Origin of the sequence: Ferrovibrio sp., from assembly GCF_046297895.1 — a bacterium.
Lineage (GTDB): Bacteria > Pseudomonadota > Alphaproteobacteria > Ferrovibrionales > Ferrovibrionaceae > Ferrovibrio.
This window is the reverse complement of sequence record NZ_JBKBHC010000006.1, coordinates 283,490-302,329: the sequence shown is the minus strand read 5'-3', so window position 1 is coordinate 302,329 and position 18,840 is coordinate 283,490. Positions and strand designations below refer to the sequence as shown.

Genomic DNA, 18,840 nt, shown 5'->3' with positions numbered 1-18,840 from the left:
GCTTACACCCCTTTCGGTAGCAGGTCGAAGGCGACGAGAACGCCCGCGGTGGCCACCACCCAGAACAGCGAGAACGGCAGGAACACCTTCCAGCCCAGACGCATGAGCTGGTCATAGCGGTAACGCGGAACGGTGGCGCGCACCCAGATGAACACGAACAGCAGCAGGAAGATTTTCAGGCAGAACCAGACGATGCCCGGAATCCAGTTGAACGGCGCGATGTCTAACGGCGGCAGCCAGCCCCCGAGGAACAGGATCGTGGTCATGCCCGACATCAGGATCATGTTCGCGTATTCACCGAGGAAGAACAGGGCGAAGGTCATCGACGAATATTCGACCTGATAACCGGCGACCAGCTCGGCTTCGGCCTCGGGCAGGTCGAAGGGATGGCGGTTGGTCTCGGCCAGCGCCGAGATGAAGAAAACGATAAACATCGGGAAAAGCGGCAGGGCAAACCAGACCGTCTTCTGCGCCTCCACGATGGCCGAGAGATTGAGCGAGCCTACGCAGAGCAGCACCGTGATGATCACGAAGCCCATGGAGACTTCGTAGGACACCATCTGCGCCGAGGAGCGCAGCGCGCCAAGGAAGGCGTAACGCGAATTCGACGACCAGCCGGCGATGATGATGCCGTAGACGCCCAGCGATGAGATCGCGAAGAGATACAGCACGCCGACATTGATGTTGGCGATCACCCAGCCTTCCGACACCGGGATCACCGCCCAGGCGATCAGCGCCAGGATGAAGGTGATGCAAGGCGCGGCGACGAACAGAAACTTATTCGCGCCCGATGGAATGATGGTCTCCTTGAAGATCAGCTTGGCGGCGTCCGCAAAGGGCTGCAGCAGGCCGAAGGGGCCCACCACGTTGGGGCCCATGCGCAGCGACATCGCCGCCAGTACCTTGCGCTCCATCAGCGTCAGATAGGCCACCGCGATCAGCAGCGGTACCGTCAGCATCAGGATGTGGACGAGGATCAGGCCGCCCGGAAAGACGTAACCGGTCCAGAGCGTGTTCCAGAATGCGTCAGTCATGGGTACCCGTCTTCGGCATGGCCGCGTCGCGGGCAAGGGCCGAGCATTCGGCCATCGTCGCAGAGGCGCGGGCGATCGGATTGGTCAGGTAGAAATCGGCGACCGGCGACACGAAGGGCTGGTCGCTCACCGCGCCCGCGGCACCAAAATTGCCCCAGGCGGCCGGGGTCAGCTTGTCGACGGCGCCGAAATGCGGTGCGGCCTGCAGCATGCGCCGGCGCAGCATGCCCAGGTTATCGTAAGACAGCGTCTGGCCCAGCACATCGGACAGCGCGCGGATGATTGCCCAGTCCTCGCGGGCATCGCCCGGAGGCGCTGCGGCACGGCGGCCGAGTTGGACCCGCCCCTCGGTATTCACCCAGGAGGCGTCCTTTTCAGTATAGGCGGCGCCCGGCAGGATCACGTCCGCGCGTTTGGCGCCGGCATCGCCATGGCTGCCCTGATAGATCACAAAAGCCGAGCCGAGTTTGGCCGTATCGACCTCGTCGGCACCCAGCAGGTAGACCGCCTTGATCTCGCCCGACTGCGCGGCAGCCAGGATGCCTGCCACATCCTTGCCGCCCTGACCGGGCACGAAACCCAAATCGAGAGCACCGACACGGGCCGCGGCGGTATGCAGCATGTTGAAGCCGTTCCAGCCGTCCTTGATAAGGCCGCAGGCATCGGCGACCTGCTTCGCCAGCGCCAGAACGGCTGCGCCGTCGGCACGGGCAAGCACGCCCTGCCCCAGGATCAGCATCGGCTTCTGCGCCGCCTTCAGCACTTGCGCAAAACCGCGCCCTTCGGCGATGTCCTTCAGCGTGGCCGGGCCGGCACCGAGATAGTCATACTTATAGGTCAGCTGCGCCTGCTCGCCGATCAGGCCGATCTTGACCTTGCCGGTAAGATAGCGCTTGCGGATGCGGGCGTTGATCAGCGCGGCTTCGCGGCGCGGATTGCTGCCCACGATCAGGATCGCATCGGCCTCGTCGATTCCCGCGATGCCGCTGTTGAAGATATAGCCGGCGCGCAGGGTCGGATCGATCTTGGCGCCATCCTGCCGGCAGTCGATGTTTGGCGACCCCAGCTTGTCCATCAGATCCTTCAGCGCCATGACGCTCTCGGCGCAGGCGAGATCGCCGGCAATGGCTGCAACCTGGCTGCCCGTCAGCCCCTTCAGGCCACCGGCAACAGCGGCAAAGGCTTCCGCCCAGGTTGCCTCCTGCAGCTTGCCGTTCCTGCGCACATAAGGGCGGTCGAGGCGACGGGCCTTGAGGCCGTCATAGGCAAAGCGGCTCTTGTCCGAGAGCCATTCCTCGTTCACATCCTCGTTCAGGCGCGGCAGGATGCGCATCACCTCGCGGCCACGGACATCAACGCGGATATTCGCGCCGACAGCGTCCATCGCGTCCACACTTTCGGTCTTGCGCAGTTCCCAAGAACGCGCCGTGAAGGCATAGGGCTTGGAGGTCAAAGCGCCCACCGGGCAGAGGTCGATCACGTTGCCCGAAAGCTCGGACGTCATCGCCTTTTCCAGATAGGTAGTGATCTGCATGTCCTCGCCGCGGCCGATGGCGCCGAGTTCCGGCACGCCGGCCACTTCGGTCACGAAACGGACGCAACGGGTGCAGTGGATGCAGCGGGTCATCACCGTCTCGACCAGCGGACCCATGTATTTGTCTTTGACCGCGCGCTTGTTCTCGTCGTAGCGCGAGGAACCGCGGCCATAGCCCATGGCCTGGTCCTGCAGGTCGCATTCGCCGCCCTGGTCGCAGATCGGGCAATCCAGCGGATGGTTGATCAGCAGGAATTCCATCACGCCTTCGCGGGCCTTCTTGACCATCGGCGAGTCCGTGTGGATCACCATGCCGTCGGCGGCCGGCATCGCGCAGGAGGCGATCGGCTTGGGTGCCTTCTCCTGTTCGACCAGGCACATGCGGCAGTTGCCGGCAATCGTCAGGCGCTCGTGATAGCAGAAGCGCGGAATCTCCTTGCCGGCCAGTTCGCAGGCCTGCAGCACGGTGGTACCGGGATCAACCGTCACTTCGATGCCGTCGATGGTCAACTTGGGCATGCTTGTACCCTTCCCCGCCTACTCAGCCAGCCGTCACTCGGCCGCCGCCGGCAGAACCGGCGAACCCGAATGGTAGGCGTCGATGCGGCGCTCGATTTCGCCGCGGAAATGCCGGATCAGACCCTGGATCGGCCACGCCGCGGCATCGCCCAGCGCACAGATCGTGTGGCCCTCCACCTGCGTGGTGACTTCAAGCAGCATGTCGATCTCGCGCTTCTCGGCGCGACCGTCGACCAGACGCTCCATCACGCGCCACATCCAGCCGGTGCCTTCGCGGCACGGCGTGCACTGGCCGCAGGATTCATGCTTGTAGAATTTCGACAGACGGGCGATGGCCCGCACGATGTCGGTGGATTTGTCCATCACGATCACGGCGGCGGTGCCCAGGCCCGAACGCTGGGCGCGCAGGCTGTCGAAATCCATCAGCACGTCGTCGCAGATCGACTTGGGCAGCAGCGGCACCGATGAGCCACCCGGGATCACGGCCAGCAGGTTGTCCCAGCCGCCGCGCACGCCGCCGGCATGCTTCTCGATCAGTTCCTTGAGCGGAATGCCCATCTCCTCTTCCACGTTGCACGGATTGTTCACGTGGCCGGAGATGCAGAAGACTTTGGTGCCGGTGTTGTTCGGACGGCCGATGCCGGCGAACCACTCGCCGCCGCGGCGCAGGATGGTCGGCACCACCGCGATGCTTTCCACGTTGTTCACCGTGGTGGGGCAGCCCCAGACACCCATGTTGGCCGGGAATGGCGGCTTCAGGCGCGGCTGCCCCTTCTTGCCTTCCAGGCTTTCAATCAGCGCGGTTTCCTCGCCGCAGATATAGGCGCCGGCACCGCGATGCACGAAGACATCGAAATCAAAACCGGTGCCGCAGGCATTCTTGCCGATCAGGCCGGCCGCATAGGCCTCGTCGATGGCACCCTGCAGGTTCTCGGCCTCGCGGTAGAATTCACCGCGGATATAGATGTAGGCGGCCTTGGCGCGCATGGCGAAACCGGCGATCAGGCAACCCTCGACCAGCTTGTGCGGGTCGTGCCGCATCATGTCGCGGTCCTTGCAGGTGCCGGGCTCGCCCTCGTCGGCATTCACCACCAGATAGCTGGGACGGCCATCCGACTGCTTGGGCATGAACGACCATTTCAGACCGGTAGGAAAACCAGCGCCGCCACGACCGCGCAGGCCCGACTTCTTCATCTCTTCGATGATCCAGTCCTGGCCCTTCTCGATGATGGCCTTGGTGTTGTCCCAGTCGCCGCGCTTGCGGGCGGCGTCCAATCGCCACGACTGCTGGCCGTAGAGATTGGTGAAGATGCGGTCTTTATCCTGAAGCATGGGGCTTGCTCCGCCTCAGTCGTCATTCCCGCCAGCGGCGCCGGCAGGATTGAAAGTGGTGAGAGTGGTCGCGCCGCCGAGCGGCTCGGACGAAAGCCGGCCGTTCTGCGGGCCGGGCTTGGGCGTCTCGCCGCGTTTCAGCGCCTCGAGGATCTTGCCGGTGCTTTCCTCGTCGAGATCCTCGTAAAAGTCGTCGCCGAGCTGCAGCATCGGGGCATTCACGCAGGCCCCCAGGCATTCCACCTCGATCACGGTGAACTTGCCGTCCGGCGTGGTTTCGCCCGGACCGACGCCCAGATGCTTCTTGCAGGCGCTCAGCACCTTGTCGGAACCGCGCAGCCAGCAGGGCGTGGTGGTGCAGACCTGCACGAAATGCGTCCCCACCGGGGCAAGGTTGTACATCGTGTAGAAGCTGGCCACTTCCAGCACACGGATCGCCGGCATGCCCAGCAGATCGGCGATGTAGCGGATCGCGGCCTGCGGCAACCAGTTGTTGTGCTGGCGCTGGGCAATGTCGAGCAGCGGCATCACCGCACTCTGCTGCCGGCCTTCCGGATACTTGGCGATATGCGTCTTCGCCAGCGCCATGTTCTCTGGCGTGAACTCAAAGCTGGCGGGCTGCAGCTCCGGGGGTGCGATATGGACGCCACTCATCGGTCGATCTCCCCGAACACGATATCCATGTTGCCTACGATGGAGACGGCATCGGCCAGCATGTAGCCCTTCGACATGAAGTCGGTGGCCTGCAGATGCGGGAAGCCCGGGGCGCGAATGCGGCAGCGATACGGCTTGTTCGAGCCGTCCGACACCAGATACACGCCGAACTCGCCCTTCGGCGCCTCGACGGCGGCATAAACCTCGCCCTCGGGCACGTGATAGCCTTCGGTGTAGAGTTTGAAGTGGTGGATCAGCGCTTCCATCGAACGCTTCATCTCGCCGCGCTTGGGCGGAACCACCTTGCGATCGTCGGAGGCGATCGGGCCGCCAGGAAGGTTGGCAACTACCTGTTCGATGATCTTAGCGCTCTGGCGCATTTCCTCGATGCGGCAGAGATAACGGTCGAAGCAGTCGCCGTTCTTGCCCACCGGAATGTCGAAATCGTATTTCTCGTAGCCGTCGTAGGGCTGCGACTTGCGCAGGTCCCAGGCGACGCCCGAGCCGCGCAGCATCACACCGGAGAAGCTCCAGTCCATGGCGTCCTTGGCGCTGATCACGCCGATATCGACGTTGCGCTGGCGATAGATCCGGTTCTCGGTCAGCAGGCCCTCGATATCGTCAATCACCTTCAGCATACGCGGCAGGTATTTGACGATATCTTCTGCCATGCCCTTGGGCAGGTCCTGATGCACGCCGCCGGGCCGGAAATAAGCGGCATGCATGCGGGCGCCAGAAACGCCCTCGTAGAATTCCATCAGCTTCTCGCGTTCCTCGAAGCCCCACAAAGCCGGCGTCATGGCGCCGCAGTCGAGGGCATGCGTGGTCACGTTCAGCAGGTGGTTCAGCAGGCGGCCGATCTCGGCGAACAGCACGCGCACGGCCTGGCCGCGCGCGGGCACTTCCAGGCCCAGCAGGCGCTCGGTGGCGAGTGCGAAGGCATGTTCCTGGTTCATCGGCGCGACGTAATCCAGGCGGTCGAAATACGGCACCGCCTGCAGATAGGTCTTGTGCTCGATCAGTTTCTCGGTGCCGCGATGCAGCAGGCCGATATGCGGATCGCAGCGCTCGACGATCTCGCCGTCGAGTTCCATGACCAGGCGCAGCACGCCGTGCGCCGCCGGATGCTGCGGCCCGAAATTGACCATGTAATTGGCAATGGAGACTTCGGCCATCTTACTTCTGCCCCTCGCCTGCCTTCTCGTCGCCCGGCAGCACGTATTTCGCGCCTTCCCACGGGCTCATGAAATCGAAGCGGCGGAATTCCTGGTTCAGTTGCACGGGCTCGTAGACCACGCGCTTCTGCGCCTCGTCGTAACGCACCTCAACATAACCGGTGAGCGGGAAGTCCTTACGCAAAGGATGTCCCTCGAAACCGTAATCCGACAGGATGCGGCGCAGATCCGGATGGCCGGAAAACATCACGCCGAACATGTCCCAGGTCTCGCGCTCGAACCAGTTGGCCGCCGCATAGACGCCGGTCACCGACGGCACCGGCGTTTCCTCGTCGGTGCTCACCTTGATGCGGATGCGCTGGTTCAGCTTGAGGCTGAGCAGATGATAGACCACATCGAAACGCTGCGGCCGCTGCGGCCAGTCCAGGCCGGTAATGTCGACCAGCTCGGCGAACTGGCAGTTGCCGTCGTCGCGCAGGAAGGTCAGCACCTTGACGATGCGCACGGCCGGAACGCGGATGGTCAGTTCGCCGCGCGCCACCGAAGTTTCAAGCAGGTCGGCGCCCAGACCGGCCGAGAGATGGTCGGCCAGGTCGCGCAGCGCCTGTTCCTGTTCGCGCAGAAGGGCCTTGGCTTCGCTCATCGCTTCAATTCCTTCAGCGGGCGATCGTACCGGTGCGCCAGATCTTCTTCTGCAACTGCAGAAGGCCGTAGACCAGCGCCTCGGCGGTCGGCGGGCAGCCGGGGACGTAAACGTCGACCGGCACGATGCGGTCGCAGCCGCGCACCACCGAATAGGAATAGTGATAGTAGCCGCCGCCATTGGCGCAGCTGCCCATCGAGATCACATAGCGCGGCTCGGCCATCTGGTCGTAGAGCTTGCGCAGGGCCGGCGCCATCTTGTTGGTCAGCGTGCCGGCCACGATCATCACGTCGGACTGGCGCGGCGAAGCCCGCGGCATCGCCCCGAACCGGTCGAGGTCGTAACGCGCCATATAGGCATGGATCATCTCGACGCCGCAGCAGGCCAGGCCGAAGGTCATGGGCCACATCGAACCGCTGCGCGCCCAGTTGGCCAGTTTGTCGAGCGTGGAAATCACCACGCCCTTGTCAGCCAGTTCATCCGACAGGTCCTTGAAGAAGCTGTCCTGGTCAGAGCCCAGTTTCGGCGCGCCGCCGGACTGGCTGTTGGGGCTGGTCGTCTGCATGGCGTTGCTCATTCCCACTCCAGCGCCCCCTTCTTCCACTCATAGATGAAACCGATGGTCAGAATGCCGAGGAAGACCATCATGGACCAGAAGCCGTAGACGCCGATCTCGCCGAGCGAGATGGCCCAGGGGAACAGGAAGGCGACTTCGAGGTCGAAAATGATGAAAAGGATGGCGACCAGATAGAACCGGACGTCGAATTGTTTGCGGCTGTCGCCAAACGGCTCGAAGCCGCATTCGTAGGTGGAATTCTTTTCCGGGTCCGGCGCGCGCTTGGCAGCCACGAAGGGCAGCAGGGCCAGAACGGCGGCCAGCACGATGGCCAGGCCAAGGAATAGGAGTATCGGCAGATATTCCCGCAGCAGGGCGTCCACGGTGATTCCCCTCCGAAAAAACGGCTCTCCCCGGACCGGTCCCACCCCGCCCAAGGTTGGTGGCTGTTCTAGCCGTTTCCTTCTCGCGCTGCAACACGCGGGCCCCGCGCAAATGAAACGCAAGTCACGGCGCCTTCATCGCTTTTCCTGATTGCCATCAAATAAATCACCTATCGCTGGTGGTATCGACTGCGTTCACGGAGCGCCTTGTTCATCGCTTCAGGGAATCGGCTGGTATGCGGGCAGCGAATCGCATAGCGTGCTCACGGGGTGGGTAATCGTATGCAAATGGGGGGCCCGGTGAAATCTGCACCGGCAAAGATCAGCGTCATCGTTTCTACCTATAACTCGCCGGTTTTCCTGGAAATGGTGCTGCGCAGCCTGGCCTGGCAGCGGCTGGATGGCCGGACGGATTTCGAGGTGGTGGTGGCCGACGACGGCTCGGGGCCTGAAACCCGGGCATTGATCGAGCGCCTGCGGCCGGAGATGCCCTGCCCGCTGCTGCATGCCTGGCAGCCGGATACCGGGTTCCGGCTGGCGGAGTCGCGCAACAATGCCCTGCTGCAGGCCAGCGGTGATTATATTGTGTTCATCGACGGCGACTGCATGGTGCTGCCCGATTTCATCGCCGCCCATGCCCGGCTGGCCGAACGCGGCTGTTTCGTGGCCGGGGCGCGCTGCTATATCAAACGCGGCCAGACCGAGAAAATGCTGAAACAGCCCCTGGCCTGGACCCGGCCCAACCGGCTGGCCTGGTTCGCCCGAGCCCTTTTCGCAAGGGCAAACCGGCCTTTCCAGCTTCTGAACTTGCCTCTCGACTGGCGGCGCCATCGCCATCCCGACCGCTGGCAGAAGGTGCAGACCTGCAACCTGGCCGTCTGGCGCCAGGATATCGACAGGGTGGATGGCTTTGACGCCACCTATGTTGGCCATGGCCTGGAGGATTCGGATTTTGCGCTGCGGCTGCTTCGCGCTGGTCTACGGCGCAAGTCGGGCCGTTTCGCGTCCGTTGTCCTGCATCTGTGGCATCCCCGTCCAACGGGGAAGCGAAGCCCGAATGTCGAGCGCTTCGAGGCGCTGCTGGCCAGCAGCCGGCATCGGCCCATCGTCGGCATCAGCCATCTGGTCCCGGCCGACAAGGAGATCGCCTGAAGCAGGCAAACAAAAACCCGCCTCAAGCTATTGGGCGGGTTTTGTTTTTCCGGATTGAGCGGAAATGGCGAGAGTGACGGGACTTGAACCCGCGACCTCCGGCGTGACAGGCCGGCGCTCTAACCAACTGAGCTACACCCCCGCGGCAGGCGGCGGTTTACCCTTCACCCCTTCCGATGTCAAGCGCGGCTCTGGCCTGCTTGAGCAATTCCGACAGAATTATGCGTGGGTGGGTTCCAGCGAGGTCAGGCCTTCCAGTTTGCCCACCAGCTTCTCGCCGGCCTGACGGGCGCGGCGCTGCACCGACCCCTGCAGCTTGCGAAAGGCCTTGGTCTCGATCTGGCGCACACGCTCCTTGGTTACCCCAAGTCGGCCCCCCAGTTCCTCCAGCGTCGCCTTCTCCTCGTTCAGCATGCGCTCGACGATGATGAGCTGTTCGCGTGGGCTCAGTTCCTTCAGTGCCTCGGTCAGCCAGACATGACGCTGGCCGCCATCCACCTTGGCTGCGACGATCTCTTCCGGATTCGGGCCCGGATCGACCAGGAAATCCTGGAAGGCATCGCCGCCCTCCTCGCCGCCAACGGTCTCGTTCAGAGAGTGGTCGCGGGCAGCCAGGCGCTGGGCCATGGCGGTCACATCGGCCGGCGAGACCTTGAGCGCGGTGGCGATCTCGTCGCGGGTGGCGTTGTCCAGGGTTAGAGTGCCGCCGCCAGCGCGTTCCAGCTTGGCGCGCAGCCAGCGCAGATTGAAGAACAGCGCCTTCTGGCCGGCCGAAGTGCCGGATCGTACGATTGACCAGTTGCGCAGCACGTATTCCTGGATCGAGGAGCGGATCCACCAGGACGCATAGGTGGAGAAACGGACGCCGCGTTCGGGATCGAAACGGTTCACGGCCAGCATCAGGCCGATATTGCCTTCCTGGATCAGGTCGGGCATCGGCAGGCCGTAATTGCGGAAGCGGGCGGCGGTGGCGACCACGAGGCGCAGGTAAGCCGTCACCAGCTTCTGCATCGCTCTTTGATCTCCATCAACGCGCCAGCGGCGCGCTAGGCTTAATTCCTCTTCCTCGGACAGCATGGCCTTGGTCATGACGGTCGAGAGGTAGCGCCGGTCGGCGCTATCAAGGGTCCGGGGGGCACGCGCGATGGTCATTGTACGTCCTCCATCGACTTTCACCGGGCGCTGCACTACCATTGTGTGTCGGCGCCGAGGCGGGGCAGTTGGTATCGGGTCGATACGATTGAAACTCTACGCTTCGTCTCCCACCCGCCGCAAGGCTTAATAGCGAGTCGAAACAAAACTGTGATGCCAATCACCGCCCAATCGCTCGCCACGGCAAAACAGCCGGGCAAGTCCGCCCTTTCGGCCCCGCTCCCCGCTGAAAAAGATGCGCTGGCTCAAAGAGTTATCCTTCTTCTGGATCGCCTTGGCCGCCTGACGCGAGAGCTGCAGTTCGCTGATGGCCTGAACCCGGCCCAGTGGGAAGCCCTGCGCTTTATCGCCCAGGCCAACAAGTATTCCCGTTCCCCCACCGCACTGGCCGAGTATCTCGGCGCCACCAAGGGGACCGTATCCCAGACCCTGATCGCCTTGGAAAACAAAGGGCTGATCACGCGCTGTAAAAAGACCTGCGACCGCCGCCAGGTTGATCTCTGCCTCACCGAGGCCGGTCAGGCGATGCTGTCCAGGGACCCGATGCAGACCCTAGAGCAGGCCAGCCAGGAAATCGCCGAGGAACTTGGCGGTGCGATGGTAAAAGGCCTGACCCGCCTGCTGCACGACCTGCAGGCCCGCCACCAGGTGGGCGGTTTCGGGGTATGCCAGGAATGCTCGCTGTTCTGCGTCAATGCCGTCAATGGCAGCCAGGAGGCCGCTGAAGGCACCTGCGGCTCCACCGGAGAGGCCATCGACAGCGACGAGAAGGCGAAAATCTGCATCAATTACAAGACCGTCAGCTAAGCTGTCGCCTCGCCGCCCATCCCCACAGACCTGACGTAACGTCACGGCTTGCACGGATGCCGTGCGCGACCTAGCGTTCTGTATTGATCGCAGCCTCCACAGAACCGTCTGGGAAACGTCATATGAAGTTCACTGGTACCGAGTCCTACGTCGCCACCAACGACCTGAAGGTGGCGGTGAATGCCGCCATCACGCTCGAGCGCCCCCTGCTGGTGAAGGGCGAGCCGGGCACCGGCAAGACCGTGCTGGCCATCGAGATCGCCAAGGCGCTGAACGCGCCGCTGCTGACCTGGCATGTGAAATCCACCACAAAGGCTCAGCAGGGCCTGTATGAATACGATGCCGTTTCGCGCCTGCGCGACAGCCAGCTCGGCGACGAGCGGGTGAAGGATATCCGCAACTACATCAAGAAGGGCAAGCTGTGGGAAGCCTTCACGGCGCCGCAGCGCCCGGTGCTTCTGATCGACGAGATCGACAAGGCCGACATTGAATTCCCGAACGACCTGCTGCTCGAACTCGACCGCATGGAGTTTTTCGTCTACGAGACCGGCGAGACGATCAAGGCGGCCGTGCGTCCGATCCTGATCATCACCTCGAACAACGAGAAGGAACTACCCGACGCTTTCCTGCGCCGCTGTTTCTTCCACTACATCCGCTTCCCCGACCGCGAGACGATGGAAGAGATCGTCGAAGTGCATTATCCGGGCGTGCAGAAGAACCTGGTGCGCGATGCACTGAACGTGTTCTACGACATCCGCGAGACCCCGGGCCTGAAGAAAAAGCCTTCCACCTCGGAACTGCTCGACTGGCTCAAGCTGCTGATGGCCGAAGACCTGCCGGCCGATGCGCTGCGTACGAAGGACCAGGGCAAACTGATCCCGCCGCTGGCCGGCGCGCTGCTGAAGAACGAACAGGATGTGCATCTGTTCGAACGGCTGGCCTTCATCGCCCGCCGGGAGCGTGGTTAAACGTGAGCGCGGCTGAGGCATAGCCAGCCGGGAGGACGCCATGTTCATCAACTTCTTCCTCGAACTGCGCAAGGCCAAGGTGCCCGCTACGTTGCGGGAATATCTCACGCTGATCGAGGCGATGGACAAGGGCGTGCCGGAGTATCGGGTGGAGGATTTCTATTACCTCTCCCGTTCTGCCCTGGTGAAGGACGAGCGCAACCTCGACAAGTTCGATCGCGTCTTCGGCCAGTGCTTCAACGGCCTGTCCTTCATCGGTGCCGGCAATGAAATCTCGGCCGAGATCCCCGAGGAATGGCTGCGCAAGCTGGCCGAGAAGGTGCTGACCGAGGAAGAAAAAGCCCAGATCGAGGCTTTGGGCGGCTGGGACAAGCTGATGGAAACCCTCAAGCAGCGTCTGGAAGAACAGAAGGAACGCCACCAGGGCGGCAACAAGTGGATCGGCACCGCAGGCACCTCCCCCTTCGGCGCTTATGGCTACAACCCCGAGGGCGTGCGTATCGGCCAGGACAAGTCGCGCAACCGACGCGCCGTGAAGGTGTGGGACAAACGCGAATACAAAAACCTGGACGACACTGTCGAGCTCGGCACCCGAAACATCAAGGTCGCCCTGCGCCGGCTGCGTAAATTCGCCCGTGAAGGCGCCGATCTGGAGCTCGACCTGCCGGATACCATCAAATCGACGGCCGCCAATGCCGGCTATCTTGACATCAAGATGGTGCCCGAGCGGCATAACAAGGTGAAGGTGCTGCTGCTGTTCGATATCGGCGGCTCGATGGACGATCATATCCGCGTGACGGAAGAGCTGTTCTCGGCGGCGCGCGCCGAGTTCAAGCACATGGAGTTCTTCTACTTCCATAACTGCGTCTACGAGAAGTTGTGGATGGACAACCGCCGCCGACACAGCGAGTTCACGCCCACGTTTGAAGTGCTGCGCACCTATCAGCACGACTACAAGATCATCTTCGTCGGCGACGCCACCATGAGCCCCTACGAGATCGTGCAGCCCGGCGGCAGCGTGGAGCACTGGAACGAGGAAGCCGGCGCGATCTGGCTGCAGCGCCTGCTGGATGCCTATCCGAAGGCGATCTGGCTCAATCCGGTGCAGGAGAAATACTGGGACTTCACGCCCTCGGTAGGCGTGATCCGCCAGATCATGGGCCAGCGCATGTTCCCGCTCACCCTGGAAGGGCTGGAACGCGGCATGCGGGAGCTGAACCGGTAAAAATTAAAAAGCAGAATCTATTGGAACCTACCAACTCATATATTAGACAAAAACGCATCCTGACAATTTTCTCAGGGCTTCTGTTAGTTTCAATATTTGTCGGGATTGAGGCCCCAGATGGTGGTCACTCCCTGCTGCCGTTTAAACTCAAGGATCCATCTTCGATCCCACATATTCTTGCCGCCATCGTCATCTACAATTTTGTTCAACATATCTTGAATTGGCGGCTTCAAATCGAAAGCGCCCGTCGAGAAAAGAATATTTATACCGACTTCGTAATAACGAATGTTGTCTCACTCAGTTCGCTAGTGGTTTATTTGGGAAATCAGATTCCGCAGAAAGTTTATGAAGAAGTTGGGTCCCTGATTGCACGTTATACGCCTGTATGGCCTGAATGGCTTGACATCGTTTTTCAAATCTTCGGTGTTTTTGCCGCTTCAGCTTTGCTAGCGATTAGAGTCTCGGAATTTGCTCAAAAGCTCGCTTCGTCTCGCCAGAAAAAGAATACAGAAAAGAGCGAAAACATCCTCGCTCTTCTCAACCAATCTGGTTGGGTGCTGCATTTTAATTCGAAAAGCGCTCATGCGCGGAAACAAATCAGCTTTATGCCTGATGGCAATATCGGGCTTGGAAAAAATAAAAATGAATCTAGTTGGCGACTGACTGGCGAATTCCTTGAATTACTTAATTCAGAGGGGAAAGTATTTAGTCGGTTTAAATACGACCCTTCGTCGAACCGCTTCCTTCACACTAACGATGAAGACACCTTATCACTTCGAAATCAGATTATTTACATCGACGCGAATTTCAAAGATCGCGTGTAATAGATTATAGTTAAACTAATATATAACTAGATCGCTTCCGCCGTTTCGATGCTGACCGTGCCCTGACGCTCACGGGCGGGCTCGACCGTGTAGCCGTCGCGGGCCAGGAAGCGGGCCTGCATCGTCTCGACCGCGTATTCCATATTCGGCGCCGGCACGTCGAACAGCCGGCCCTCGATCCAGCGGTAGGCAGGATGGCTGAAGGATCCGGCATCCGCACCCAGATCGGGATTGCGCACCACCACACGCCAGGTGCGATAGCGCCGGTCGACCACGTCGACGGGCGTCGAGACATAGCCCATCGGCAGGTCGGTCTCGCGATGGCGCTTGTGCAGCGCCTCGATATCCTGCTCGGCGCGCTGCACCTGCGATTGCAGCCCGGCGATATCGTCGCGCAGTTGCTGCACCGCGCGTTCGCTCTCGGCGGCGCTGACCTCGAGTTCGGCCTTCAGGGCAACGAATTCCTCGGCGCGCAGGCGCACCCGGGTCCAGGCGGCATGCGAACGCTCGCCCAGCAGCAGGATGATCATGATGGCGATGCCGATATTGGCCGCCGCCGCCAGGATGCCGATGAATTGCGGAAGGGTGAAATCAGGCATCGCCGAGCCGCAGCTTGCCGTCGAAGGGACGGATCACCATGATTTCCGACAATGCGCCGAAGGTCTTCTTGGCGCGCAGGCGCACCGCCTCCTCGTTGGGCAGGCCCCAAATCACCAGCCGCGCCGCGCGCCGGCCGGGAAACGGACAGACGGTCGATCCGGGACCGCTGAACATCTCGTGCATCTCGGGCCCGATCGCCTTCACGTACCAGCCGGTCATACGCGGCTTGGGGATGCCGATCTCGTAGACGACCATGTTGCGCGGGTCGCTGAATTCCACCTCGCGCGCCATGATGCTGCCATAGGCCGACTGGCGTTCGCCCAGGCGCAGTTCCTGCTCGGCCTTGTCTTCCAGCAATTCGTCGTATTCGATGCGGATATTGCCGATGCGCGCCCGCACGCCCTCGACTTCGGCGGCGAGCCGATCAAGTTCGAACCGGTTGCGGGCATAGTTGAAGACATAGCGCTCAAGGCTGTTGGCCCCGAGCGAGACAGCGAAGAACATCAGCAGCGACGGCAGCAGCGCGAAAACGATATCGACGGGATCCATCCCGCGGCCCCATATCTTTCCCGGGGGAATGTCCCCTGGGGATAAATGTCGGGCAAAGCCCGGGCCAAATCAACGGATCATTTGCCGCCGACTCGGCGGCGCCGGCTTTTAACCATAAATGCGGTTCCGCCGGGAAAAACGGCGCTAATTGGCTGATGGGGCATTGGAAACGATGGCGCCGACCGCGACGATGTTGAAGCCGCGGTGGCGAGGCAGCAGGCGGTCCATCACCGAGCGCGCCTCCGACTGATTCACAGTCGCCACGATGTAGGTTCGGCCGGCATCCCACTGCGCCGCCGGATGGTCGGGCGCGGCGCCTTCGGCCAGGGCCGGCTGGCGGGCGACAAAACGCCAGGTCGGGCCATACATGTCGCCGCTGGCGATCGGCACGGTGGTGTAGCGGAAAGGCAGCTCGCGACTGTCGAGATCGGTCTTGATCTTCTCGATTTCGCGGCCCAGCTCGCCGGCCTTGCCCTCCTTGTTCACCAGATCGGTCTTCTGTTCCTCGATCACCCGCTCCATATGCTGGATGCGCTCGGCCATGTCCTCGTACTGGCGCCGCCGGGCCGTGGCTTCGGCCGCCGCCCGCCCCCAGCCCATGCGGCCGCGGTCGATCACCACCGCCAGCGTCAGTCCGACCAGCGCCAGGATAATGACGATGGCAAGAATGGAAATGATGTCGGACATCGTCAGGCCTCGTGCCAGAGCAGCCGGCCCTCGAAGGGCCGTACATTGACGATGCGGGCGCCGTCGCCGGCCCAGTTCATGGCAAAGTTCTGCGCCTCCACCTGCGCCAGCCCCCAGGTCACCAGCCGCACCTGCCGCCGGCCGCTGAGCGAGGTGGCCACCGAGGCGAGACCGGCGAACGGCATTTCCTTGGACGGCCCCTCCATCTTGATGTAGTAGCCGAGCGCACCGACCGTGGGATAGCCGGCCTCGGCGACGAAATTCTTTGTCACGTCGGCCAGTGCGCGCTCCTGCCCCAGCAGGCTGGCGCGTTCGCGCTGCAGGCTTTCGATATGCTCGTCCATATCGGCGAGCAGCACGCGCAGCCGTTCCTGCTCGCGCCGGCATTCGCCGTGGCGTACCTGAAGCTGCGGCGGGCTCATGCCGTTGATGCTGGTCATATCGCCGGCATCGTAGAGGTAATAGGCCATGCGCTCGATATGCGTCGCCAACCCGCCGGCTGCGAGCAGCAGCAGCAGGGCCGGGATCACCAGGATGAAGGCATCGGTCAGGGTCATGCGGATGGCGGCGACGGAGGAAGTCCGACTGTAGAATCCGCCCGGTATCGTTAACCGGGCGTAAAAAAGGGCCGGGATTGCTCCCGGCCCCTTCCATACCGGACCATGGGTCCGGAGATGTTTTTAACGCTTCGAGAACTGGAAGCTGCGGCGGGCCTTCGGCTTGCCGTACTTCTTGCGCTCGACCACGCGCGGATCGCGGGTCAGGAAGCCCTGGGCCTTCAGGGCCGGGCGCAGGCCCGGCTCGAAATAGGTCAGCGCCTTGGAGATGCCGTGGCGCAGCGCACCGGCCTGGCCCGACAGGCCGCCGCCGACGACGGTGGCCATGATGTCGAACTGGCCGACCCGGTTGGTGACCACCAGCGGCTGCTGCAGCAGCATGCGCAGCACCGGACGGGCGAAGTAGCTGTTGCTCTCCTTGCCGTTCACGGTGAACTTGCCCGAGCCGGGCTTGATCCACACGCGGGCAACCGCGTCCTTGCGCTTGCCGGTGGCATAGGCGCGACCGAACTTGTCGAGCTTGCGCTCGTCACCATTGGCCTTGGCGGCCACGGCAGCCTTGGTGGCGGCGTCGGCCTTGCTCAAATCGGCGAGTGTACGTCCCTCGGCCATGATCAGTCGTTCCTCTTGTTCTTCGGATTGAGCGCGGCGACATCCAGCTTCACCGGCTGCTGCGCCTCATGCGGATGGGCCGGGCCCTTGTAGACCTTGAGCTTAGTGAGCTGACGGCGAGCCAGCGGGCTCTCCTTCGGCAGCATGCGCTCGACGGCCTTCATGATGACGCGCTCGGGGAAACGGCCGGACAGGCTCTCGCCCACCGAACGGCCTTTTATGCCGCCCGGATGGCCGGTATGCCAGTAGAATACCTTCTGCTGTTCCTTGCGGCCGGTGACGCGCACCTTCTCGGCGTTGATCACCACGACATGATCGCCGGTATCGGCGTTGGGCGTGAAAATCGCCTTGTGCTTGCCGCGCAGACGCATGGCGATGAGCGACGCGAGACGGCCCAGAACCAGGCCGTCGGCGTCGATCAGCACCCACTTCTTGTCCACTTCGGACTCTTTGGCGTTGTAGGTCTTCATCGGACTTCCTAACGGGTGGAAAAAACCGCCGGAAGACCGGCGGCCGGATCGGCGCGCACTATGGCGATTTCTGGCGCGCTGTCAAACCCCTTCTCTTCATATAAATCATATATTTAATTAACGGTATTATATTACCGTTATATCATTTCATATAAAACAATGCCTTAGCCACTTTATCGGATGACGTCTGCAGCCACCCCCTGCATTTATTCTGCCGATACGCCACCGGATCGCGCCGAAAACAGCCGTTTGCAACCGTCCAGGCCCGTAGCGGTTCGTTTCGGTTCATTCCGGTTCGTTTGGGCTCGTTTAGGTTCATTCGAGTTCATTTGGGGTTGTTTCTGTCCGGCCGGTTTTATGGACGGGCTCGCACAGGCCAAAGGAACAATATAAGAACATTATTTCAGCAATCAAGACTTTGGGCTGACGTCGGGGCCCGGCTTCCCGGTCGGCTTCGAGGGGCGGTTCGGGGAGGGCCTATTTCGCGGGCGGGATGGCGTAGGTGAGTACCGAATGGGCCACCGGACCGTCCACCCCGGCGGAATGGAGCGCGATCTCTATGATGGCCAGCGTCTTGCCCAGCTTGAGCATGGTGGCCTCGGCAGTCAGATCGCCCAGGCCCGGCTTGCGCAGGAAGTTGATGTTCAGGTTGGTGGTGACCGCCAGCGCCACCGGGCCGATTTGACCGAGCAGCAGCAGATAGGCGGCGCAGTCGGCCAGCGTCATCATGGTGGGGCCCGACACCGTGCCGCCGGGGCGCAGCTGAGCCTCGCCGATGGGCATGGCCAGGCGCAGGGCCGTGCCGTCCCAATGCTCGATTCGCATCCGCAGCGGCGCCATCTGCGGGAATTCACGGTCCAGAAAGGCGGCCAGTTCGGCCTTGTCCATTTTCATGCGGCGGGCTCCTCCCCTTACCCGCTTAGCATTGGCGCAAGGCACGGAAAAGGGCCGAGAAATTTTTGAACACGAGGTCTTGCAGTCGGGGGCCCGGGTCGCTAGGTTGCGCGCCGCACTGATCCCAGGTAGCTCAGTGGTAGAGCAGGCGGCTGTTAACCGCCCGGTCGGGGGTTCGAATCCCTCCCTGGGAGCCATTCTTTCCAAGCACCATCAAACACATTGCCCCTGCTGCATAGGCAGCAGCCGGACACGCATGCCTGCGCATCCGGCCTGCTCTCATCACGCCCGTACCAGTCCCTGTACGATGCGGCGCGCCACCGGCGCGACCACCAGCACGACCGGGAAGGCCACCAGCCATGATGGCACCCAGGCCGATACCCAAAGGCCGGCAAAATCATCCACCAGGCCGGCGGTGCGCAACGTGGCGATGCCCGAGACAATGAACGACATCAGGGCAGACAGCACAAAGCCGAAAACGACGGGGGCAAATCGGGGGGAGATCATCTTTTC

The 18,840-nt window shown here is 62.2% G+C and carries 22 protein-coding genes and 2 tRNA genes; 6 read left to right on the top strand and 18 right to left on the bottom strand.

Annotated features, from left to right (window positions below):
• Positions 1-2: 2 nt before the first annotated feature.
• The 8 genes from nuoH to ACK4FK_RS12620 are packed head-to-tail and all read right to left on the bottom strand — an operon-like array spanning position 3 to position 7,830.
• A complete protein-coding gene (nuoH, locus tag ACK4FK_RS12655) occupies positions 3-1,034 on the bottom strand; it encodes an NADH-quinone oxidoreductase subunit NuoH (protein ID WP_409745323.1) in 1,032 nt (343 codons plus the stop codon).
• Complete coding sequence (gene nuoG, locus ACK4FK_RS12650; protein WP_409745322.1) at positions 1,027-3,087, bottom strand: NADH-quinone oxidoreductase subunit NuoG; 2,061 nt, start codon at positions 3,085-3,087, stop codon at positions 1,027-1,029. The genes nuoH and nuoG overlap by 8 nt, the downstream gene beginning before the upstream one ends.
• A 33-nt stretch (positions 3,088-3,120) precedes the next feature.
• Positions 3,121-4,419, bottom strand: coding sequence for an NADH-quinone oxidoreductase subunit NuoF (nuoF, locus tag ACK4FK_RS12645; protein ID WP_409745321.1), 1,299 nt, complete (start codon positions 4,417-4,419; stop codon positions 3,121-3,123).
• Between the two features lie 15 nt (positions 4,420-4,434).
• The gene (nuoE, locus tag ACK4FK_RS12640; protein ID WP_409745320.1) at positions 4,435-5,073 is read right to left on the bottom strand and encodes an NADH-quinone oxidoreductase subunit NuoE; all 639 of its coding nucleotides are present in this window, start codon (positions 5,071-5,073) and stop codon (positions 4,435-4,437) included.
• The gene (locus tag ACK4FK_RS12635) at positions 5,070-6,248 is read right to left on the bottom strand and encodes an NADH-quinone oxidoreductase subunit D (RefSeq protein WP_409745319.1); all 1,179 of its coding nucleotides are present in this window, start codon (positions 6,246-6,248) and stop codon (positions 5,070-5,072) included. Before ACK4FK_RS12635 ends, nuoE begins: the two co-directional genes overlap by 4 nt.
• A 1-nt stretch (position 6,249) precedes the next feature.
• Complete coding sequence (locus ACK4FK_RS12630; protein WP_409745318.1) at positions 6,250-6,891, bottom strand: NADH-quinone oxidoreductase subunit C; 642 nt, start codon at positions 6,889-6,891, stop codon at positions 6,250-6,252.
• Positions 6,892-6,904: 13 nt separating this feature from the next.
• On the bottom strand, positions 6,905-7,456 hold the full coding sequence (locus ACK4FK_RS12625; protein ID WP_409745317.1) for a NuoB/complex I 20 kDa subunit family protein: 552 nt from the start codon (positions 7,454-7,456) through the stop codon (positions 6,905-6,907).
• A gap of 8 nt (positions 7,457-7,464) precedes the next feature.
• A complete protein-coding gene (locus tag ACK4FK_RS12620; RefSeq protein WP_409745316.1) occupies positions 7,465-7,830 on the bottom strand; it encodes an NADH-quinone oxidoreductase subunit A in 366 nt (121 codons plus the stop codon).
• Between the two features lie 300 nt (positions 7,831-8,130).
• On the opposite strand from ACK4FK_RS12620, the gene ACK4FK_RS12615 reads away from it, so the two are divergent.
• On the top strand, positions 8,131-8,982 hold the full coding sequence (locus ACK4FK_RS12615; RefSeq protein WP_409745315.1) for a glycosyltransferase: 852 nt from the start codon (positions 8,131-8,133) through the stop codon (positions 8,980-8,982).
• A 65-nt stretch (positions 8,983-9,047) separates the two neighbouring features.
• Here ACK4FK_RS12615 and ACK4FK_RS12610 read toward each other — a convergent pair.
• Together ACK4FK_RS12610 and ACK4FK_RS12605 are read right to left on the bottom strand one after the other, a co-directional pair.
• Positions 9,048-9,124, bottom strand: a tRNA-Asp gene (locus tag ACK4FK_RS12610).
• Between the two features lie 77 nt (positions 9,125-9,201).
• Positions 9,202-10,134: an RNA polymerase factor sigma-32 gene (locus ACK4FK_RS12605; RefSeq protein WP_409745314.1), complete on the bottom strand. Its 933-nt coding sequence runs from the start codon at positions 10,132-10,134 to the stop codon at positions 9,202-9,204.
• A 153-nt stretch (positions 10,135-10,287) separates the two neighbouring features.
• On the opposite strand from ACK4FK_RS12605, the gene ACK4FK_RS12600 reads away from it, so the two are divergent.
• The 4 genes from ACK4FK_RS12600 (at position 10,288) to ACK4FK_RS12585 (ending at position 13,958) form a co-directional block, all read left to right on the top strand.
• Positions 10,288-10,941: a MarR family winged helix-turn-helix transcriptional regulator gene (locus ACK4FK_RS12600; RefSeq protein WP_409745313.1), complete on the top strand. Its 654-nt coding sequence runs from the start codon at positions 10,288-10,290 to the stop codon at positions 10,939-10,941.
• Between the two features lie 122 nt (positions 10,942-11,063).
• Complete coding sequence (locus ACK4FK_RS12595) at positions 11,064-11,909, top strand: AAA family ATPase (protein ID WP_409745312.1); 846 nt, start codon at positions 11,064-11,066, stop codon at positions 11,907-11,909.
• A 40-nt stretch (positions 11,910-11,949) separates the two neighbouring features.
• Positions 11,950-13,134, top strand: a complete 1,185-nt coding sequence (locus ACK4FK_RS12590; RefSeq protein WP_409745311.1) for a vWA domain-containing protein — start codon at positions 11,950-11,952, stop codon at positions 13,132-13,134.
• A gap of 20 nt (positions 13,135-13,154) precedes the next feature.
• Complete coding sequence (locus ACK4FK_RS12585) at positions 13,155-13,958, top strand: hypothetical protein (RefSeq protein ID WP_409745310.1); 804 nt, start codon at positions 13,155-13,157, stop codon at positions 13,956-13,958.
• 26 nt (positions 13,959-13,984) lie between these two features.
• Here the strand turns inward: ACK4FK_RS12585 and ACK4FK_RS12580 are convergent, their stop codons facing one another.
• The 7 genes from ACK4FK_RS12580 to ACK4FK_RS12550 form a co-directional block, all read right to left on the bottom strand.
• Positions 13,985-14,557, bottom strand: coding sequence for a hypothetical protein (locus ACK4FK_RS12580; protein ID WP_409745309.1), 573 nt, complete (start codon positions 14,555-14,557; stop codon positions 13,985-13,987).
• On the bottom strand, positions 14,550-15,107 hold the full coding sequence (locus tag ACK4FK_RS12575; protein WP_409745308.1) for a hypothetical protein: 558 nt from the start codon (positions 15,105-15,107) through the stop codon (positions 14,550-14,552). Before ACK4FK_RS12575 ends, ACK4FK_RS12580 begins: the two co-directional genes overlap by 8 nt.
• A 144-nt stretch (positions 15,108-15,251) precedes the next feature.
• Positions 15,252-15,794, bottom strand: a complete 543-nt coding sequence (locus tag ACK4FK_RS12570; protein ID WP_409745307.1) for a hypothetical protein — start codon at positions 15,792-15,794, stop codon at positions 15,252-15,254.
• 2 nt (positions 15,795-15,796) lie between these two features.
• Positions 15,797-16,351 (bottom strand): hypothetical protein, encoded by a 555-nt coding sequence (locus ACK4FK_RS12565; protein ID WP_409745306.1) that lies wholly within the window; start codon positions 16,349-16,351, stop codon positions 15,797-15,799.
• Positions 16,352-16,474: 123 nt separating this feature from the next.
• The gene (gene rpsI, locus ACK4FK_RS12560; protein WP_409745305.1) at positions 16,475-16,963 is read right to left on the bottom strand and encodes a 30S ribosomal protein S9; all 489 of its coding nucleotides are present in this window, start codon (positions 16,961-16,963) and stop codon (positions 16,475-16,477) included.
• Between the two features lie 2 nt (positions 16,964-16,965).
• Positions 16,966-17,433 carry a 50S ribosomal protein L13 gene (gene rplM / locus ACK4FK_RS12555; RefSeq protein WP_409745304.1) on the bottom strand — a complete coding sequence of 156 codons (468 nt, stop codon included), beginning with the start codon at positions 17,431-17,433 and terminating at the stop codon, positions 16,966-16,968.
• A gap of 477 nt (positions 17,434-17,910) precedes the next feature.
• Complete coding sequence (locus tag ACK4FK_RS12550) at positions 17,911-18,327, bottom strand: PaaI family thioesterase (protein WP_409745303.1); 417 nt, start codon at positions 18,325-18,327, stop codon at positions 17,911-17,913.
• 122 nt (positions 18,328-18,449) lie between these two features.
• Between ACK4FK_RS12550 and ACK4FK_RS12545 the strand changes: the two genes are divergently transcribed.
• Positions 18,450-18,524: transfer RNA gene (locus ACK4FK_RS12545), tRNA-Asn, on the top strand.
• 85 nt (positions 18,525-18,609) lie between these two features.
• On the opposite strand, the gene ACK4FK_RS12540 is transcribed toward ACK4FK_RS12545, so the two are convergent.
• Positions 18,610-18,834, bottom strand: a complete 225-nt coding sequence (locus ACK4FK_RS12540) for a DUF2798 domain-containing protein (RefSeq protein WP_409745302.1) — start codon at positions 18,832-18,834, stop codon at positions 18,610-18,612.
• Between the last annotated feature and the right edge of the window lie 6 nt (positions 18,835-18,840).

Bases quoted from the DNA above. Each gene is read 5' to 3' on its own strand.
- nuoH (WP_409745323.1), bottom strand. From the start codon at position 1,034: ATGACTGACGCATTCTGGAACACGCTCTGGACCGGTTACGTCTTTCCG.
- nuoG (WP_409745322.1), bottom strand. From the start codon at position 3,087: ATGCCCAAGTTGACCATCGACGGCATCGAAGTGACGGTTGATCCCGGT.
- nuoF (WP_409745321.1), bottom strand. From the start codon at position 4,419: ATGCTTCAGGATAAAGACCGCATCTTCACCAATCTCTACGGCCAGCAG.
- nuoE (WP_409745320.1), bottom strand. From the start codon at position 5,073: ATGAGTGGCGTCCATATCGCACCCCCGGAGCTGCAGCCCGCCAGCTTT.
- ACK4FK_RS12635 (WP_409745319.1), bottom strand. From the start codon at position 6,248: ATGGCCGAAGTCTCCATTGCCAATTACATGGTCAATTTCGGGCCGCAG.
- ACK4FK_RS12630 (WP_409745318.1), bottom strand. From the start codon at position 6,891: ATGAGCGAAGCCAAGGCCCTTCTGCGCGAACAGGAACAGGCGCTGCGC.
- ACK4FK_RS12625 (WP_409745317.1), bottom strand. From the start codon at position 7,456: ATGCAGACGACCAGCCCCAACAGCCAGTCCGGCGGCGCGCCGAAACTG.
- ACK4FK_RS12605 (WP_409745314.1), bottom strand. From the start codon at position 10,134: ATGACCATCGCGCGTGCCCCCCGGACCCTTGATAGCGCCGACCGGCGC.
- ACK4FK_RS12600 (WP_409745313.1), top strand. From the start codon at position 10,288: ATGCCAATCACCGCCCAATCGCTCGCCACGGCAAAACAGCCGGGCAAG.
- ACK4FK_RS12595 (WP_409745312.1), top strand. From the start codon at position 11,064: ATGAAGTTCACTGGTACCGAGTCCTACGTCGCCACCAACGACCTGAAG.
- ACK4FK_RS12590 (WP_409745311.1), top strand. From the start codon at position 11,950: ATGTTCATCAACTTCTTCCTCGAACTGCGCAAGGCCAAGGTGCCCGCT.
- ACK4FK_RS12580 (WP_409745309.1), bottom strand. From the start codon at position 14,557: ATGCCTGATTTCACCCTTCCGCAATTCATCGGCATCCTGGCGGCGGCG.
- ACK4FK_RS12575 (WP_409745308.1), bottom strand. From the start codon at position 15,107: ATGGATCCCGTCGATATCGTTTTCGCGCTGCTGCCGTCGCTGCTGATG.
- ACK4FK_RS12570 (WP_409745307.1), bottom strand. From the start codon at position 15,794: ATGTCCGACATCATTTCCATTCTTGCCATCGTCATTATCCTGGCGCTG.
- ACK4FK_RS12565 (WP_409745306.1), bottom strand. From the start codon at position 16,351: ATGACCCTGACCGATGCCTTCATCCTGGTGATCCCGGCCCTGCTGCTG.
- rpsI (WP_409745305.1), bottom strand. From the start codon at position 16,963: ATGGCCGAGGGACGTACACTCGCCGATTTGAGCAAGGCCGACGCCGCC.
- rplM (WP_409745304.1), bottom strand. From the start codon at position 17,433: ATGAAGACCTACAACGCCAAAGAGTCCGAAGTGGACAAGAAGTGGGTG.
- ACK4FK_RS12550 (WP_409745303.1), bottom strand. From the start codon at position 18,327: ATGAAAATGGACAAGGCCGAACTGGCCGCCTTTCTGGACCGTGAATTC.
- ACK4FK_RS12540 (WP_409745302.1), bottom strand. From the start codon at position 18,834: ATGATCTCCCCCCGATTTGCCCCCGTCGTTTTCGGCTTTGTGCTGTCT.